The sequence below is a fragment of the Nitrosospira multiformis genome, assembly GCF_003050865.1.
GTDB classification, from domain to species: Bacteria; Pseudomonadota; Gammaproteobacteria; order Burkholderiales; family Nitrosomonadaceae; genus Nitrosospira; species Nitrosospira multiformis_E.
On sequence record NZ_QAOK01000026.1, the window covers coordinates 24,484 to 41,471 of the forward strand.

Consider the following 16,988-nt stretch of genomic DNA (forward strand, 5'->3'; position numbering starts at 1 on the left):
CTTTGGCCTGATCCCTCCGCAATCCATCGACGAAAAGCCCAATGTCATCGGCAAATATTTGCTCTGATTGCTTCCTTTTTTAGCATCATTATGGCCTCTCAGTTTTAAGTGAGCGCCGGATTGGAACTTCCTTGACCAGAGCGAAGACGGCCGGAAATACGACCAGCGTCAGTACTGTAGTGGAAACCATTCCGCCCACCATGGGAGTGGCTATATGCCGTGTCACCTCGGATCCCGTGCCTGTGCTGAACATGACGGGAAGCAGCCCGACCACGCTTCCAGCGATGGTCATCATCACCGGACGTATGCGGTATACCGCACCCTGGATCACTGCCTCGTAAAGATCTTCAACGGTAACTTTTTCGCCTGGGGCTTGTTGCGTCGCCGTGATACTCGCTAACGCCCGATCAAGGAAAGTGAGCATGACCATTCCTGTTTCAGTCGCGATACCGATGAGCCCGATAAAGCCAACCGCCGCTGCGATGCTCATGTTGTAGCCGAGCAGATACATGAGCCAGATGCCGCCGACCAAGGAAAAAGGAACCGAAAGCATGACGATCAGCGTCTCGGTGAGTCGATGAAAGTTCAGATATACAAGCAAGAATACGATCAGGACCGTGAGCGGCACGACTACCTTCAGTTTTTCGACCGCACGTTCCATGTATTCGAACTGGCCACTCCAGGTTGCATAATACCCCGGCGGAAACCGCACCTGCTCACGTACTGCCTGCTGGGCTTCCGCGACATAGCTGCCGATGTCGCGGTCGCGGATATCGACGAAGATGTAAGCCGACAGCAGCGCGTTCTCCGTGCGGATACTCGGCGGGCCTTGGAGGAGTTTCACCTGCGCAAGTTGCCCGAGCGGGATCATTGCCTGGTCCATGGTGGGTATCAGCACCTGGGTAGGGATTGCCTGGGGATCACTGCGCAATGCACGTGGATAGCGCACGGTGACAGCGAAGCGTTCCCGTCCTTCCACGGTGGTGGTTACCGTTTCGCCACCCAGCGCCACCGAGATTACGTCCAGCAAGTCTCCTACGACCAGCCCATGGCGCGCGAGCGCCATGCGGTCCGGCTCGATATCGAGGTAATAGCCGCCAGTAATGCGTTCCGCATAGACACTCGTCGTTCCAGGCACCGTTTTTACCGTTGTCTCGATTTGTCGGGCAAGGATTTCGATTTCCTCCAGATCCTTGCCGAACACTTTGACGCCAATGGGCGTGCGTATGCCTGTGGCAAGCATGTCGATCCGGTTCTTGATCGGCATGGTCCAGGCATTGCTGACCCCGGGCATCTGGAGCGCCCGGTCCATTTCAGCGATCAATTTATCCACGGTCATCCCGGAGCGCCATTCAGCCTCCGGTTTCAGGTTAATGATGGTTTCAGCCATCTCCAGCGGCGCCGGGTCGGTTGCAGTATTGGCCCGCCCCGCTTTGCCGAGCACTGATGCCACCTCCGGAAAGCTTTTAATGATCCTGTCCTGCGTCTGCAATATCTCAGCCGCTTTCGTCACGGAAATGCCCGGCAAGGTCACTGGCATGTAAAGAAGTGTGCCTTCGTTCAATGTCGGCATGAATTCAGTGCCCAGCTTGAGTGCGGGATAAACGGTTATCCCAAGCACAGCAAGCGCTGCCAGAATGAGTGTCTTTTTCCAATGCATCACCCGGCCCACTACCGGATGATAGGCTCGGATCATGAAACGGCTCAGTGAATTATCCTGCTCCCGCGGAATGCGGCCACGGATCAGAAGCAGGATCAAGGCTGGAACCAGGGTGATCGAAAGCAAGGCGGCACCCGCCATGGCGAAAGTCTTGGTATAGGCCAGTGGCTGAAACATGCGCCCTTCCTGCGCTTCAAGAGTAAATACAGGCAGAAACGATACCGTGATGATCAACAGGCTGAAGAACAGCGATGGACCAACTTCCTTACAGGCATCAATGACGGCCTCTTTGCGTACTGCACCTGAAACTTCCGGGCCAACGCGCGCAAGATGTTTGTGTGCATTCTCGATCATGACGATCGCCGCATCGGTCATTTCCGCAATCGCTAGAGCGATGCCCGCAAGGCTCATGATATTGGAATTGATGCCGAGGAACCGCATTGCGATGAAAGCGATGAGTACGCCGATGGGAAGCATGATGATCGCCACCAGGGCGCTCCGCACATGCATGAGGAAGACCGCGCAAACCAGCGCCACAATAATGATCTGCTCGATCAACACTTCACGCAGCGTCGTGATGGCGCGGTGGATCAGATCCGAACGATCGTAGAGGGACCGGATTGAAACACCTTCCGGCAGGGCCGGCATGATCTCGGCGAGCTTCTTTTCGAGATTGCGTGTGATATCGAGAGCATGTTCGCCATGCCGCGCCACCGCAATACCCGAAACAGCTTCTCCTTCGCCGTCAAGCTCGGCTATGCCGCGACGTTCCTCAGGAACCAATTCCACCCGGGCAATGTCGCGCAACAGCACCGGCGTGCCCTTCTCCGCCTTGACGACGAGTTTTTCGAGATCGTCTATCCCGCGCAGATAGCCTTTGCCGCGCACCACATATTCTCTCTCCGCGAGCTCGATCACACGCCCTCCCACATCGCGATTGCTGGCAGCGATAACCTGAGACACATTCTTTAACGGGATGCCGTAAGCCTGTAGCTGCTGCGGATTCACTGTAACCTGATAGCTTCTTACAAACCCGCCTACGCTGGCTACTTCCGCCACGCCCTCCGCCGCGGTTAGTTGATAACGCAAGAACCAGTCCTGGATGGCACGCAACTCATCGAGGGTACGATTCCTTGCGGTCACGACATATTGATAAACCCAACCTACTCCGGTGGCGTCCGGACCAAGTGAAGGCTTTATATTCCTGGGCAGGCGAGCAGCAGCAAAACTCAAGTATTCCAATATGCGCGAGCGTGCCCAATAGATGTCTGTGCCATCCTCGAAGATGACGTATACGAACGACACGCCAAAACTGGAGAGACCACGCACTACCCTGGATTTCGGCACACTCAGCATGGCAGTGGTGAGTGGATAGGTAACCTGGTCTTCGACTATCTGGGGCGCCTGGCCCGGATATTCCGTGTAAATGATGACCTGCACGTCCGAAAGATCGGGAATTGCATCTATAGGTGTCTTCCATACCGAATACATGCCCCAGGCCATTACGAGGAATGTCCCAACCAGCATCAGGAAGAGGTGCCGCACCGACCATTCGATGATATTGCCGACCATCTCAGTGCTTCTTTCCCTGCCTGGCAGCGGCACTGTCCTGTGACTGTATACGAACGATGACGTACTCACCCGGCGATGCTTCCGTTATCTCGAAAGCAATCTCCTGGCCGGGTTTCAATGTTCGTAGTAACGCGGGATTCAGCACCTTGAGATCCATTACCATCGCCGGCCAACTTAAGCTTGCGATTGGCCCATGGGCAAGGGTTACCGTTGTATTGGCCACGCCTATCGCTTCGATGACGCCTTCTCCGCGATGACTCATCGATGAAGATGGAGACGGAGGTAAAGGTACAGTTGGTACAGTCCCGGATGAGCCAGGGGCGACTTGGCTTCTCTCTCTCGCTTCACCAGGCATTAAGTCCTGGCTGCTGCGGCCAAAACCGCTCAGTGCAGCCTTGAGGTTGCTTTCGGCATCGATGAGAAAATTGGCTTTTACCACAACCATTTCCCCCGCCTTCAGTCCATCCAGAACTTCCACATAGTCGTTCGCGTGCTTGCCCAGCTTCACGAGCCTCGGTTCAAAGCGGCCCTCGCCGAGATCCATCAGCACAGACTGCGTGGTACCAGCATCGAGTACGGCCGATTCGGGGACGGCGAGCACTCTGGCTTCACGTTGGATTGAAACGAACTCCACTTTCCCATACATCGCCGGTTTCAGCAGCTCTTGCGGATTAGGCAACTCGATGCGCACACTGGCAGTGCGGGTTTCTGGATTGACCGTGGGGTATATGAACGTCACTTCGCCCGTGAATATCTCGTCCGGATAGGCTTCAATCCGGATAGTGGCAGTCTGGCCCGCGTGTATCATGACAAGATCCTGCTCAAACACATCTGCGAGCATCCATACTCTGGAGAGATCGGCGATCCGATACAGCGTTTCTCCCGCCATGAAGCGCTGGCCCTGAATAAGGGACTTATCCAACACAATGCCGTTCACTGGGGAACGCAATGTGAGATATTGTCTGATATGACCTTCTTGCCGGAGTGTCTGTAAATCAGCCTCCGATATGTTCCAGTTGCGCAGTCTCTGCAAGGCACTCTCAGTCAGCCGTTCCATCCCCGCCTGAACCTCAAGCCCGCCATCCTCCACGTCCTTGGTTCCTCTCCGGGCGATGAGATATTCGTGCTGTGCCGTGATCAGGTCGGGGTTGTACACGTCCATCAACGGATCACCCTTTCTAACCGCTTGGCCCGTCGTATTGACATGGAGCCGCTCGATCCATCCCTCGAATCTGGGCGCCACGATATGCAACCGCCGTTCGTCCGCCTGCACTGTCGCTACTGCCCTTACGGTGCGGGTGAGTGCGCGCATGCTGACCTGCTCGGTTTTTACTCCCAGTTTTTGTATCCTGTCGATGCTGATCTTGACCGCCGCATCGGCGAAAGCGGATTCCCCGCCTTCGTAAACAGGCATATAGTCCATACCCATAGGATCTTTTTTTGGTATCGGCGAAGTGTCCGGCAGACCCATGGGGTTGCGGTAATAGAGAATTTTCCTCTCACGCTTACCGTCGGCTGAAACCGCACCCGAGGCATTAGCTGCAGAGGTCGAAGGCCGGGTTGCACCCCACCAGTACCCTGCGATGAGTAAGACCGCAGCCAGAGCGACAAAAGTTATTGATTTGACGGCGAGCTTCACATGCGCTCCCTTGACATGAGTTCCCGGGGAGTGGGTGATAAGTTGAGTGGCGATTTACCCGCGAGCAGATCGATCTCCGCGAGTGCCTTGTTGTAACCTGCCATGGTCGTTGCGAGGCTGATTTCGGAGTTGAGCACTGTCATCTGGCTGTCGAGCAGTGTCATGAAATCAACCCGGTTAACCCGATAAGCCGCCAGGGTGGATTCTACGGTAAGCCGGGCCTGTGGCAGGATGGCGGTCTGGTAGAGCCGCGCGGACTTCAGGCTTTGCTCGGCCAGCGCTGTCTGCTGGCGCAGTCTTGCTGCCACCTCATTGCGTTGTGCTTCATAAGTGCTCAAGGCTTGATCACGCATCGCCAGCGACTCTGCTTCCCGTGGCTGGAGTTTGTCGCCGCGCCACACAGGGAGATTCATCGCCACCGTCAGACTCACCATGTCCGGCCGCCGGCTGTTGTCCAGCATGTTGTCACGCTGCCCGTAAGACATGCGCACATCGAAATCGGGATAATAATTTTTGCGCGTAAGTTCCAGCGCTTTGTCGTTGCGGGCAACGAGACTTTGCAGTGCCAACAATTGCGGGCGTTGGGTCAGGGCGGTCGCAAGCAACGATTCCAGGTTCAGGGTTTCCTCGCGCAATTGCGGGGGTGCGGGCACTGGCAGCGGCCTATTCCCGACCCAGCCGAGCGCGTATCAGCTCGGCTTCGATTACCGTTCTTTCTCCTGCAAGCTTCAGCAGTTCATCCCCCATTCTGGATACCTGCGTCTGGGCCTTTAGCACATCGGCCTGGTTTCCTCGCCCTACTGCGTAGTGATCTTCAGCAATGTGGAGAAGCTCTTCCAGGATGAGCTTGTTTTTTTCGACCAGGCGGGTCATTTCAAAGGTGAGGCCCAGATCGAGATACGTGACCTTGATATCGCGCACGACACGGTTCACAGTCTCCTGATAACCATATTCGATAGCCTCTGCATCTCTGGCGGCGACATCTTTACGCAAACCACGTTTCCCTGGAAAAGGGAATCGCTGGGACAGACCAATCATTTTCATGGTCATGTCCTCACGGTTAAAAGTGGAAGATGCTAACGGGGCATTGATCACCCCTGCTTCCAGAACAGGGTCATCCAGCGCTTCCGCGGGCGAGATTCTCTGCTGGGCTGCTTCCCGTTCCCGCAGCGCGGCCTGGATTTCCGGATTATTCTCCAGGGCTTCCGCAATCAGGGTAGACAGGGTAGGAAGGGTAGCCAGCGAAGCCGAGTTTTGGGGATTTGCCGCCGCAAAGGCTTCCGCAAATTGTTCTGGAGCAGCCTGTGTAGACGCTCCTCTACTTGGCCGGGATGAAACTTCCGCGTGGGCCAATGTAGAAACCATGACAGCGGCAAGCACGGGGGCGATGATTCCCATCGGAATCATCGCGAGCTCACCGGTCCTGTTTGAGCTTGCTTCCGCCATTTGACGATGATGTAATCTGAACCTGATTTCATCCTGAGCTCCTTGAAAATATGTAACCACCGGGATTTACCGATTGGGATTTACCGATTCAGCAATAGAAAAATAGCCCGCGGAATTTTCGTCAGGGGCAAATGACCCATACAAAAACGCTGAGCAGCAAAAGACCTGCCGTCTGTGCTGGTGTAATACGAGTAAGAGATTAAACTAGAGGGGGTCGTTGCGGCTGCTGAAGGACCAACGAGGAAAGGCGAAAAATGGGCAAGATGGCGTAAGAAAATCCACCAGGAAGATTGAGTGCAGACGCCGCAGGTGGCAGACCATTACCGCTTATGTGGCAAACGACTCCATCGCAGGAAAGGGTCAAATCCGCCCTACCCTCTGCGTTATCACCATCCGACTGTCTATCCGGCTGTTTGTGATCGCTACTGTCATGCAAGGGACAAGCTGTGGATGGGACTTCATGATCAATTTGATTTTCAGGCCCCCCAGATACAGATATATTTCTGGCTTGAGCGCATAGCGGCATGATAGCGGCTAAGGCACTCTGCAGGGGCAGCGACAATATGATCAGAATCGATAGGAATGTGCGCACGCGCAGCATCATATTATCCAGTATGAGGCATCTATCCTGTCAGAACAAGCGTTACGTGTTATAAAGGAAAATCCATGTCCTGCCATTCCAATTCTTCAACAACTGTTGATCTATCATAGTAGAAGGTTGGATAAATTCAAGTTGAACTTTATCCTATCGGCATTCGGTGTCTTCGCCTCCTCTGGCGATCGGATTTTGTACGGAGAAATACCTGACCATGAGCAAAAAAGAAGGCAAGAAGGAGGACAAGAAGGAAAAAGAAGCACGTGCTCCCGAAATATCCAAGGAAGACTACGAGGACACGCTATATAAACTCCAGATTGAACTTGTCAAGCTTCAACGGCACCTCATCGAATGCGATGACAAAATTCTGATCATCATGGAAGGGCGGGATGCCGCCGGCAAGGACGGCACAATCAAGCGGATCACCGAGCACCTGAGTCCGCGTGAAACGCGCGTTGTCGCACTCGGCAAACCCTCGGACCGCGACCGCAACACCTGGTATTTCCAGCGTTATGTCCAGCACCTTCCCGCAGCGCAGGAGCTTGTGCTGTTTAACCGCAGCTGGTACAACCGGGCGGGTGTGGAGAAGGTAATGGGTTTTTGTACCGATACGGAGTATGAAGAATTCATGGGTTCAGTGGTCGAGTTCGAGCTCATGCTCAGACGCTCCGGTATCAAACTCCTCAAGTATTATCTCGATATCAGTAAACCTGAACAGGAAAAAAGGCTGAGCCAGCGCAGAAAGGATCCTCTGGCGCAATGGAAAATCAGCGCGCTCGACGAGTATGCTCTCGAAAAATGGGATGAATATACATTAGCACGCGACAGGATGCTGACGCATACGCATAATTTGATTACGCCCTGGATCATCGTGCATGCGGACGACAAGCAACTGACCCGGCTGAATGTCATCAAGGACATGCTCAGCCGACTGGATTACAAAGACAAGAACGAGCACCTGATTTTGCCGGATCCGCAAATCATCTCAACATTTACCGCCTCATTCATAGAGGAAGGTCTGCTGGCGGCATAGGCGTACTGTTTTATTGTACGCATAGCCTTTCAGGAAACACTTTCATTTCAATCGGGCTGCTCCCTCCGGGAGTCCATCAAATGGGAGCGGCGGCGTCTCTCCGTCATGATCCGTTAAAGGGGGCCGGGATGCATCTCCTCCCGGCAGATGCAATACCAGCGGAATCACTCCCTGCCTTCTCAAGACCTTGAGACGCCACCGCATTCATTTGCGCAGTCTGATTGCCCTCATTCTATAGGCATATCCCGCGCAATAAACAAGTTATGACTTTCAAAAGCTATGCTGGGTTCTGGTTTTAATGCTCGTCTTTATTTTTGTTTCACCTGCTTCCCTCTACTTTACATCTTCCTTGAGGGTTGAGACACTTTAGACATAAATAAGTTGACAAAGTACCCTTCGATTGATACCCTGTTCCATAAGCAGAACGTCCGTATCGCGCACTTCCCCGGTTCAACTCAGCTTCAGATCAGGCGTCCGTATGACAATAAGAAGTTTTCCAGCGATTGTATTCCTGCTCGTGCTATTGTCTTCATGCGCCCCCATGAGTCCATATGAAGCGGTCAACAGTCCTGCTCTCCTGAAAACGGTGGAGGAGGCCAGAACATATAAGGATCATTGCGCTTTGACAAAGCACTTTGAGAATCTGGCTGAAGAGATGCGCGCGAGAGCAAACGAGCAACGAAAACTGCTCGATCATTATCAGGAAAAAAGCTATCTATACGGACGGCTGGCGCAGGATCAGCAATCGCATACCTGGGCGTTGATGCAGAGGTACGAGCATGCAGCCAAGGCAAGCCTTGGCAAAGCGGCCCTGCATCGTCAAATAGCGGCAAGGCTCGAACAGGAGGGTTACGTTGTATCCTCACACCAGGCAGTCGATGGAATTTCCAATCCACAACAAACCAATAACTGGAGTAATTAAGGTACCGCAAGGCATCTTTTAGCATTGCCTTTGTGTATGCGAGTAACTCGCAGGAAATAAGGCCGCTGACGAAGTCCTGTGTGCTATCCTATCGTCCGGCCTTCAATCGATGATATAAAAACAGTCCAGCATAGCCATGGAGGTATCATTGTTAAAAAGGTGGTTCCCGCTGATAATTCTGGTTATCTTTGCGCTGCTCAGCATTGGAACGCTTAACCGGCTGGCGAGCAATATGGCGCAGAAAAGAGACTTCTACAGCGATCCGTTGTGCTGGACGTTTTGGGATAAAACCCATCAGGGCGCTCTGGATGCTCGCCATGAAAGAGCACCGGAAAAACCTGTGGTAATCAGGAAAGGGCGCTTTCATGAAAAGCGGGGCTCTTATCGCACAGACCTGAATATTTTCCCAAACCATTCAGAACCAAGGTCAACAACAGTATAAAATAACTGTAAGCGGCGTACCTATTAATCAGCGAGCAAACAGTACAAGCATCATACCGGTGGAAGCCGGGAGGCAGCACGTTTAAAGCGTCATTATTGGTTTGGCTGGATTCCGGTTTGCTGGATTCGAGTCGGCCAGGAATGACGAGATTCATAGTGTTTTCTGGCCGGATCAATAAGGAAACGCTGCTGGAGTGCGCCTGCTTCGCTACAGCGGGTCATTTAGCCTGCCTTAGTTTGCCTCAGCCTGCCTTAATCTGCCTTACACATAAATCATTCCAGTTATAGCCACCTGCCCTTGCAATACCCATAGGCCAGGATGTCTTATTCCTGACACTGCGATATCATGGTGGAAGGTCGATTGATACCTTCCATGCCTGATATCAATTCTTTTTTCTCTGCCGACGGTGCTCTGGCCCGTAGTGTGCCAGGTTATACAGTGCGCTCACAGCAGAGGAAAATGGCTCAGGCAATTGCCGATACCATTGCCTCCAACACGATCCTGATTGCCGAGGCGGGGACGGGCACAGGCAAAACCTTCGCCTATCTGGTGCCCGCCTTGCTGACAGGTGGAAAGGTGATTATTTCCACCGGGACAAAAACCCTGCAAGACCAGTTGTTCAGCCGTGACATTCCTACCGTGCGCAGCGCGCTCGAGGTTCCCGTTACCGTGGCTTTACTGAAGGGGCGGGCAAATTATGTTTGTCACTATCATCTGGAACGTACCTTCCAGGAAAGCCGCCCTGCCCTCGCCAGCCGCGAAGAGGTGAAGTATCTGAACTTGATTGAACGCTATGCCAAGGTCAGCAAGAGCGGGGACAAGAGCGGTCTGAGTGAGGTACCAGAAAATGCGTCCGTCTGGCAGTACGTCACCTCCACCCGCGACAATTGCCTAGGTTCGAATTGCCCGCACTACAAGGACTGTTTTGTCATGGAAGCACGCAAACAGGCCCTGTCAGCAGATGTGGTGGTGATAAACCACCATTTGTTCTTTGCCGACGTCATGCTACGTGATGAAGGGCTATCGGAATTGCTCCCCGCCTGCAATACAGTAATATTTGATGAGGCTCACCAGTTACCGGAAACAGCCAGTCTATTCTTTGGGGAATCGGTCAGCACCAGCCAATTGCTGGAGTTGGCCCGTGACAGCGAGGCTGAAGCGCTGCGGAGCGCAAAAGATTTTGCTCCCCTACCCCCTGCTATTGCGGCAATGGAAAAGGCCGCACGCGATTTCCGCTTGACTGTGGAAGGTGAGAATACGCGCCTGCCCATGGCTGCAATCAAGGCAAACGCAAAATTTGCCGGCGCGCTGAGTGATTTGCAGGAAAAACTGGGTAATCTGGTCGATCTGCTCGAAAAGCAGGCTGAACGCTCGGATGGCCTGGAAAATTGCTGGCAGCGTTCGCGGGAAATCGCCAGCTGCATAAAACGCTGGCAAGAGCAGGCTGAAGCCGAAGGCTTCGTGCGGTGGGTGGAAGTATTCAGCCAGGCATTGCAACTCAATGCCACCCCGCTTTCCATTGCGGAGATATTCAACAAGCAATTAGGCGGATCCCCACGCGCCTGGATATTTACGTCCGCAACCCTTTCAGTCAAGGGCGACTTCGCTCATTACAATGATCAAATGGGGCTGAATACGGGAACCATCCCTTCGCATTCCATGTGCTGGGAGAGTCCCTTTGATTTTGCCCATCAGGCTTTGCTCTATGTTCCAACAGGCATCCCGGAACCGAACAGCAGCAGATATACGGAAGAAGTGGTGAAGGCAGCGCTGCCGGTATTGAAGGCCAGCCGGGGGCGGGCATTTTTCCTGTGCACCAGCCTGCGTGCCATGCAAAAGACATATGAACTGCTGCTGGCGGCACTCAAGCAGGAAAGACTCGACTACCCTCTGCTGCTGCAAGGCCAGGGTTCGCGCTCCCACATGCTGGAGCGCTTCCGGAAGATGGGCAATGCGATTCTGATCGGCAGTCAATCCTTCTGGGAGGGCGTGGATGTGCGTGGGGAAGCATTATCCCTAGTGGTGATCGACAAACTTCCTTTCGCTCCTCCCGATGACCCGGTGCTTGCCGCACGTATCGAAAAAATCAACAAGGAAGGCCGTAATGCCTTCATGGAGTATCAATTGCCGCACGCCGTGATCAATCTGAAACAGGGAGCCGGCAGATTGATCCGGGATGAGACTGATCGTGGTGTACTGATGATTTGCGATCCACGCCTGATCAGCAGGCCCTATGGCAGAAAAATCTGGCAGAGCCTGCCACCCATGAAGCGCACACGCAATCTGGCTGAAGTGGAAGAGTTTTTTTCGGCCAATTCCACGGCAACCAAGGTGTGAGGCACATTTTGCCCGCGACTCTGGCGGGGTTTATCCTCATGCAGGATGTGCGTTGCGAAGACAACGATGCGTCTGAGAGTTCCCAAAGCCGAAGACCTGAGCCAATGGTCTTTGACCTGGTCGATCCGATCGACGCAAAGAAGGGTGAACTCGAGATCAATGCCTTGCTGAATCTTTCGCCGCGGGAGGAACAGTTACGCTGGTCGCCCGAGATTGAATACACCTACATGGATGGTCACTCGATCGAGTTGGAACTACCGATCGAGAACGATTTTTTGCAGCAATATAAAGTTTCCCTGCAAGGCTCTCTCGGTAAATTAGCCCAAGGTCGCATGCTGCATGGGTGGCAGGTTATCGGCCGACGGAAAAACGATGAAAAAGTGTTCGCGGCTGAAATCCTCTATTTGAATGATTATAAATTTTCTGACACGTGGAGCATGATGAACATGCTCGGAGTACGGCACACGGCTTTGGGGAAATCCGGTGAGTTCGTCGGCTTGCTCAATAACAGCCTGTTTTACAGTTATTCAAAACATCTCGCCCTGGGTATAGAGTTGAACAGTGAAATAGAAGAGCGACGGTGGCGCTACCGATTGACTCCCCAGCTTCAATACGTCTTCAACAAGCACTCGATCATTCAGGTGGGCGGCGGACCATCGCAGTTGAACAGCGAGCGAACCGAGTGGCTATTGACCTCACGTATCATTTATGATTTCTAATCCGGGGATGCGATCGAATTCCTTTTGCTATTCTGCCACACCCGTATCCCGCACCCTCCCGGATTTAAGGCATTGCAGCGAACAGATCGTGCTGGCAGAACTCACTTTGTCCCAAACCAAGAGAGCCAAAAGGCCGCGGATAAAAATGGAGCAAGAATGAAAGAAGGAGGTTTTCTATGAGCGGTCGCGCAGTTCCGTCACACCTTCTTTTTCTGCACAATGATTGCAGCAGAACATTGCCCCGCTTTTCTCCAGGCCGTGCCCAATAATTCGAACACCGCAGTGCGTGCAGGTGGGCGCAAGCTGGTTGATGGCACATTCAAAGCTGTCGAACGTATAGGTTTTATTCGAAAAGACTACCTGAAAAGCTTTATCGTAGTCGTTCCCGCATCCGTCGCATTTCGGCATACGCTCCTCCTCTAGGGCTGAAAACGAGCCTTCCAATAGGCCCGGCTGCACTGCTGCAATTGAAAGAAATCCGAAAAAACTTCTATTCCACTGCCTCGCCAGACTGCGCGAATCGTTTGCTCTTTCCGGTTATAAAAACAAAATGTGCTTCCCGGAATCGTTGTGGTCCAAAGTGAAGGAAGGACTTATCCTGATGTTGGTATTGCCGCGGACACGAACCCATCAATCCAGCGACCTGGCGAATTGCTTATCCGAGACGAGATTATAGACGGGCACAAATACACTCTATCTCTGCGCGGCTCGGTGCGCTATCGAACATAGTATTCAGGGAGAGGATGGAGGTATTTTAACTTGGACGGTTAATTGGCAGCCTATTCGTTATGAATCCCGGATTATTTGCGATTCTGAGCGGAAGATAACGATAGTCCAAATGGCTCATACAACTTGAAAAGTCTAAATTCTGTTATACATTTAAAAACACCGATGAGGTTATTAGGCGTTTTTTGACGCTAACACCGCTCTTGCCGGTTCAGATCTGGTTATTCACCCCAGCTTTCTTGAGGAGAAATAAAATGAAAAAATGCATATTGCCATTCTTGCTATGGGATTCGTTACTGGTAGCGTAAACGCGGCCGATTTTTCTTTCACGGGAAACTTTGAGCATGATAGTGAGGTACAGGAGTTTAACTTTACCGTGTCCGCACCGACGTCTGACGTTACCTTGCGTACCTGGTCTTACGCGGGAGGAGCAAACGCCGCTGGAGCGGAGGTTGCCCGAGGAGGATTCGATCCCATCGTCACACTATTTGATGCATCAGGAAATTTACTTGGTGAGAATGATGACAGCGGTCTGGTGACAGATTCCGTCAGCGGAAATGCTTGGGACTCTTTGCTGACACGCGATCTCTCGGCTGGAAATTATACTGCGACCGTCACTCAATATGACAGCTTTGCCAATGGACCCTTGTTAGCGGATGGCTTCCAAGGCACTGCTGATATGAACTTCAGCGGTCGTGATCCGCATTGGGCGCTGGATATTTCGAATGTCAGTTCCGCCTCAGTCGGCGCTTCTTATGTCTCTGAAGTTCCTTCTATCCCGGAGCCCGAATCCTATGCTCTGCTGCTGGTGGGCCTCGGCCTTATCACGTTCATGATACGGTACTCTTCAAGGAAGCAAATGCCGGTATGAAATAGGGGAGGAGTGAAATAATCTGTCTTTTTACTCAATCGCGTGCGCCACCGTACAGAAAAACGACAACGTTAGCGATTATAGTGACACCTCGAAAATAACCGGAGGAGGTAATCATCATGAGCTATCTGAAACCTGTTCTTACCGCAACGGTGCTGGCGCTGGCGCTGGGACTTCCCGCTTGTAAATCCGAACAGGAAGCAGCGCGGGAACAATCATTGGAACAGAAGGCCGATACAAAGGAAGATAAGGCGGATGTGATGCGGAAGGAGGGGGAGGCAGCCGCGGACAGGATCGAAAGGCAAGATCCTGGTATGGATTCCAGGAGCACGGATCGAGCCGCCGACGCTGCACGTGAATCCTCTGAGTATCGTGCCGACCAGTTGGAAGATCAAGCCGATCGCCTGCGCGAGCAGAAATAATGGTTATAACGGTTAATCCTGGTTAACGGCACTCAACTGCCGTTAACCAGGGTTATCCTTTTTCGTACAGCTCGGTAATCTGGCTCGCAAAGCATTTTTCGATTTCTAAACGTTTCAGTTTCAGGGTGGGTGTCAGCAGGCCGTCTTCCACCTTCCAGGGTTCCTGCGAGAGATGTACTGCCCGAATTCGAGCGTATTTGGGGAAACCGCGCAAGGTTGCCTTGATCCTTTTCAAAGCGGCTGCTCGGGCAGTTGAATGTGCCAGTGATTGGGGCTCGTCCGCTTTCAGGCCGAGGGTGGAGGCAAGGTTCTGCCACTCCCCCTTGTCCACTACAACCAAGGCTGCCAGATAGGACCTTCCCTCGCCTACCACCATTACCTGGTCAAACAAGGGTTCCTGAACGATAGCCATCTCCAGATCTGCAGGCGGTACTTTTTCACCGCTGGACGTGACCAGAATCTCCTTGATCCGTCCGCTGATAAAAACATGATTGTCAGAAATACGTGCCTGATCACCGGTATGCAGCCAACCCTCTGCATCAATCGCAGCGCGGGTTTCTTCCGGCCTGTTCCAATAGCCGAGCATGACGCCCGGACTACGGGCCAATAATTCGTCCTGCTCGCTGATACGAAGCTCTACGCCAGCCAACGCACTTCCCGTTGATTCCGGCACAATGTCGTGCATGCGATTAGCTGTCAGAACCGGGGAAGCTTCAGTCAATCCATAACCTTGGAGAAGCGGTAAACCCAACCCAATGAAATGCTTTGAAACATCCATGGCAAGTGGACCGCCTCCACTTACCGCAAGCCGGATCCGCCCTCCAAATGCGGCCAGCACCTTGTCAGCCACCAATTGACGCAGAATAGGCCACGCAACGCGCTGCCATAGTCGCTCCTTCCCCTGCCCTTGCACAGCGGTAAAGTGCTCCCAACCAAGTGCAACAGTCCAATCGAACAACAACCTGGCAATCCGTCCTCTTTCCTGCACCTGCTGGTTCATCTTGTTGCGAATACCCGCATAAACCTGCGGCACGGCAACGAATATACCAGGCCGTACGGATTTCAAATCCTCCGGCAAATCTTTCAGCGAACGGGCATAGGCCACGCTGCTTCCTGCCATGAGGGGAACGTAATAGCCAACAGTGCGCTCAAGCATATGGGAAAGCGGCAGGAGCGAGAGATAGACGTCGTCCGGATAGCCGGATATCGCCTGAAGTGTTGCCTCCGCATCCCAAAGCACATTGAAGTGCGAAAGCATGACACCCTTGGGCTTGCCGGTAGTTCCCGAAGTGTAAACAAGTGTGGCAAGTGCGTGAGGATCGGACGGATGATATCTACCTTTGCTACCAGAGTTGCCTCCATCCTCCTGATTGCTGGCATGCTCATCTGTTTCCCTCAGCCATTCATCCACACCCTGTAGTGCCCTGCCCTCGCTACCATCTGCTGACGAGTGTTCAAGGCATAGTATCTTGGCTAATCCGCCAGCATCCTTGCATCGGGAGGCCAGTGTTTCCCAACGCTTTTGAGTGCCCACCAAAAGTAACCGGGTGCCGGAATCCTCGAGAATATAGGCAATGTTATCTGGCGCATCAAAAGGATATAGAGGCACCACCACGAGCCCGACAGCGAGTGCAGCCTGATCAAAGCAGACCCACTCAATGGAATTGCTCAGCAGGATCGCGACACGATCACCCGGTTCGAGATTCTCCCGCATCAGTGCGCGCTTCCAGCGCGCCACCCGCATACCCATTTCCTGCCAGTTGTATTCCCGCCATTTCCCGCTCTCGACATCAAATTGCCGGTACGCTATCGCTTGTGGGTTACGTTTGATTCGGATGGAAAAAAGCCCTGCCAGCGTCTGGGCCTCTTCACATGAAATGATATCTGTCTTCCGCTTTTGCCCCATCTGCACGGCTCCATATATCCTCTTTATCCTCTTGAAATCAAGCCAAGGTGTGACACTTATGGTTTTGCTGTCCCCTCGCTTCTTCTTGGGCTGTGGGTAGTTCCGCTTTCATCATAGATCAGATCGCGGGGAAAACCGTTTTCGACAGAGTTCAAGTACGAAGTCAAATGATGGCCGGCATATATCCCATACAAGCGATATTCGCATCTTTCGATAAGCCATCTCCTGATCTTGCCAAAAGGGCCCGGCTGAACATCAGTTCGACCCTGAAGACAGGCTTGTCGCTCAGGAATGCTTGTCGCCCGTTCAGGCCCCTTCGATCCTTCGACAGACTCAGGAGCAGGGCGAACGGGAGACGAAGTGTCAGGATGAACAGCGACGAAGGGTTTAGAAGAGAAGGGAAGAAGAGATCGAACGAATGGAGAAATGTACCCCTACTCTTAATTGTGAAAGCGGAAATTGAAAGATGAAGATGTGATGAGCACAACCTCGGCTGACCGAAAAAATTATCGCATTTTTTCAACCAGGCGTTCATAGGGAGTTTTCCCGCCCAAGCGTCCGTGAGGCCTGTGATAGTTATAGAAGGCCTCCCATTCGGCTAATTTGGCATTCAGGTCAACATTATCCTTATAAGTTAACAGCTGGTAGAATTCGCGCTGGTCGGTCCCATGGGACCGTTCCACCTTGCCGTTCAGCCG

The 16,988-nt window shown here is 52.9% G+C and carries 15 protein-coding genes; 6 read left to right on the forward strand and 9 right to left on the reverse strand.

The window, feature by feature from the left end; all coding sequences use genetic code 11:
• Window positions 1-88: 88 nt before the first annotated feature.
• Genes C8R21_RS12295 through C8R21_RS16495 form a run of 4 tightly spaced genes read right to left on the reverse strand, consistent with a single transcriptional unit; the run spans window position 89 to window position 6,317 of the window.
• Window positions 89-3,232, reverse strand: coding sequence for an efflux RND transporter permease subunit (locus C8R21_RS12295; RefSeq protein WP_107762966.1), 3,144 nt, complete (start codon window positions 3,230-3,232; stop codon window positions 89-91).
• Window position 3,233: 1 nt separating this feature from the next.
• Window positions 3,234-4,871, reverse strand: a complete 1,638-nt coding sequence (locus tag C8R21_RS12300; protein WP_107762967.1) for an efflux RND transporter periplasmic adaptor subunit — start codon at window positions 4,869-4,871, stop codon at window positions 3,234-3,236.
• Window positions 4,868-5,524 (reverse strand): TolC family protein, encoded by a 657-nt coding sequence (locus C8R21_RS16490; protein ID WP_258192393.1) that lies wholly within the window; start codon window positions 5,522-5,524, stop codon window positions 4,868-4,870. Before C8R21_RS16490 ends, C8R21_RS12300 begins: the two co-directional genes overlap by 4 nt.
• Before the next feature lie 10 nt (window positions 5,525-5,534).
• The gene (locus C8R21_RS16495) at window positions 5,535-6,317 is read right to left on the reverse strand and encodes a TolC family protein (RefSeq protein ID WP_258192394.1); all 783 of its coding nucleotides are present in this window, start codon (window positions 6,315-6,317) and stop codon (window positions 5,535-5,537) included.
• An 809-nt stretch (window positions 6,318-7,126) separates the two neighbouring features.
• Here C8R21_RS16495 and ppk2 point away from each other — a divergent pair.
• Together ppk2 and C8R21_RS12315 are read left to right on the forward strand one after the other, a co-directional pair.
• The gene (gene ppk2 / locus C8R21_RS12310) at window positions 7,127-7,945 is read left to right on the forward strand and encodes a polyphosphate kinase 2 (protein ID WP_107762968.1); all 819 of its coding nucleotides are present in this window, start codon (window positions 7,127-7,129) and stop codon (window positions 7,943-7,945) included.
• A 541-nt stretch (window positions 7,946-8,486) separates the two neighbouring features.
• Window positions 8,487-8,867 carry a hypothetical protein gene (locus tag C8R21_RS12315; RefSeq protein WP_258192395.1) on the forward strand — a complete coding sequence of 127 codons (381 nt, stop codon included), beginning with the start codon at window positions 8,487-8,489 and terminating at the stop codon, window positions 8,865-8,867.
• A 151-nt stretch (window positions 8,868-9,018) separates the two neighbouring features.
• Here the strand turns inward: C8R21_RS12315 and C8R21_RS15935 are convergent, their stop codons facing one another.
• Window positions 9,019-9,186, reverse strand: a complete 168-nt coding sequence (locus tag C8R21_RS15935) for a hypothetical protein (RefSeq protein ID WP_219906661.1) — start codon at window positions 9,184-9,186, stop codon at window positions 9,019-9,021.
• Between the two features lie 28 nt (window positions 9,187-9,214).
• The gene (locus C8R21_RS16140; RefSeq protein WP_219906662.1) at window positions 9,215-9,463 is read right to left on the reverse strand and encodes a hypothetical protein; all 249 of its coding nucleotides are present in this window, start codon (window positions 9,461-9,463) and stop codon (window positions 9,215-9,217) included.
• A 218-nt stretch (window positions 9,464-9,681) separates the two neighbouring features.
• On the opposite strand from C8R21_RS16140, the gene C8R21_RS12325 reads away from it, so the two are divergent.
• Together C8R21_RS12325 and C8R21_RS12330 are read left to right on the forward strand one after the other, a co-directional pair.
• On the forward strand, window positions 9,682-11,646 hold the full coding sequence (locus C8R21_RS12325) for an ATP-dependent DNA helicase (protein WP_107762980.1): 1,965 nt from the start codon (window positions 9,682-9,684) through the stop codon (window positions 11,644-11,646).
• A gap of 8 nt (window positions 11,647-11,654) precedes the next feature.
• Entirely contained in the window at window positions 11,655-12,365 is a 711-nt protein-coding gene (locus C8R21_RS12330) for a hypothetical protein (RefSeq protein WP_258192396.1), read from the forward strand.
• Window positions 12,366-12,539: 174 nt separating this feature from the next.
• On the opposite strand, the gene C8R21_RS12335 is transcribed toward C8R21_RS12330, so the two are convergent.
• Window positions 12,540-12,773 carry a hypothetical protein gene (locus tag C8R21_RS12335; RefSeq protein WP_074975206.1) on the reverse strand — a complete coding sequence of 78 codons (234 nt, stop codon included), beginning with the start codon at window positions 12,771-12,773 and terminating at the stop codon, window positions 12,540-12,542.
• 580 nt (window positions 12,774-13,353) lie between these two features.
• On the opposite strand from C8R21_RS12335, the gene C8R21_RS12340 reads away from it, so the two are divergent.
• Window positions 13,354-13,962, forward strand: coding sequence for a DVUA0089 family protein (locus C8R21_RS12340; protein WP_107762971.1), 609 nt, complete (start codon window positions 13,354-13,356; stop codon window positions 13,960-13,962).
• Between the two features lie 119 nt (window positions 13,963-14,081).
• On the forward strand, window positions 14,082-14,384 hold the full coding sequence (locus C8R21_RS12345) for a hypothetical protein (RefSeq protein ID WP_107762972.1): 303 nt from the start codon (window positions 14,082-14,084) through the stop codon (window positions 14,382-14,384).
• Window positions 14,385-14,436: 52 nt separating this feature from the next.
• Here C8R21_RS12345 and C8R21_RS12350 read toward each other — a convergent pair whose 3' ends face one another.
• Window positions 14,437-16,290, reverse strand: coding sequence for an AMP-dependent synthetase/ligase (locus tag C8R21_RS12350; protein WP_258192397.1), 1,854 nt, complete (start codon window positions 16,288-16,290; stop codon window positions 14,437-14,439).
• Between the two features lie 506 nt (window positions 16,291-16,796).
• On the reverse strand, window positions 16,797-16,988 hold a 192-nt coding region (locus C8R21_RS12360; RefSeq protein ID WP_146162488.1), incomplete at its 5' end, for an integrase core domain-containing protein.

Excerpts from the sequence above, each read along its gene's own strand:
- C8R21_RS12295 (WP_107762966.1), bottom strand. The coding sequence starts at position 3,232 with ATGGTCGGCAATATCATCGAATGGTCGGTGCGGCACCTCTTCCTGATG.
- C8R21_RS16495 (WP_258192394.1), bottom strand. The coding sequence starts at position 6,317 with ATGGCGGAAGCAAGCTCAAACAGGACCGGTGAGCTCGCGATGATTCCG.
- ppk2 (WP_107762968.1), top strand. The coding sequence starts at position 7,127 with ATGAGCAAAAAAGAAGGCAAGAAGGAGGACAAGAAGGAAAAAGAAGCA.
- C8R21_RS12315 (WP_258192395.1), top strand. The coding sequence starts at position 8,487 with ATGAGTCCATATGAAGCGGTCAACAGTCCTGCTCTCCTGAAAACGGTG.
- C8R21_RS15935 (WP_219906661.1), bottom strand. The coding sequence starts at position 9,186 with ATGGCGAGCATCCAGAGCGCCCTGATGGGTTTTATCCCAAAACGTCCA.
- C8R21_RS16140 (WP_219906662.1), bottom strand. The coding sequence starts at position 9,463 with ATGAATCTCGTCATTCCTGGCCGACTCGAATCCAGCAAACCGGAATCC.
- C8R21_RS12325 (WP_107762980.1), top strand. The coding sequence starts at position 9,682 with ATGCCTGATATCAATTCTTTTTTCTCTGCCGACGGTGCTCTGGCCCGT.
- C8R21_RS12335 (WP_074975206.1), bottom strand. The coding sequence starts at position 12,773 with ATGCCGAAATGCGACGGATGCGGGAACGACTACGATAAAGCTTTTCAG.
- C8R21_RS12340 (WP_107762971.1), top strand. The coding sequence starts at position 13,354 with ATGCATATTGCCATTCTTGCTATGGGATTCGTTACTGGTAGCGTAAAC.
- C8R21_RS12345 (WP_107762972.1), top strand. The coding sequence starts at position 14,082 with ATGAGCTATCTGAAACCTGTTCTTACCGCAACGGTGCTGGCGCTGGCG.
- C8R21_RS12350 (WP_258192397.1), bottom strand. The coding sequence starts at position 16,290 with ATGGGGCAAAAGCGGAAGACAGATATCATTTCATGTGAAGAGGCCCAG.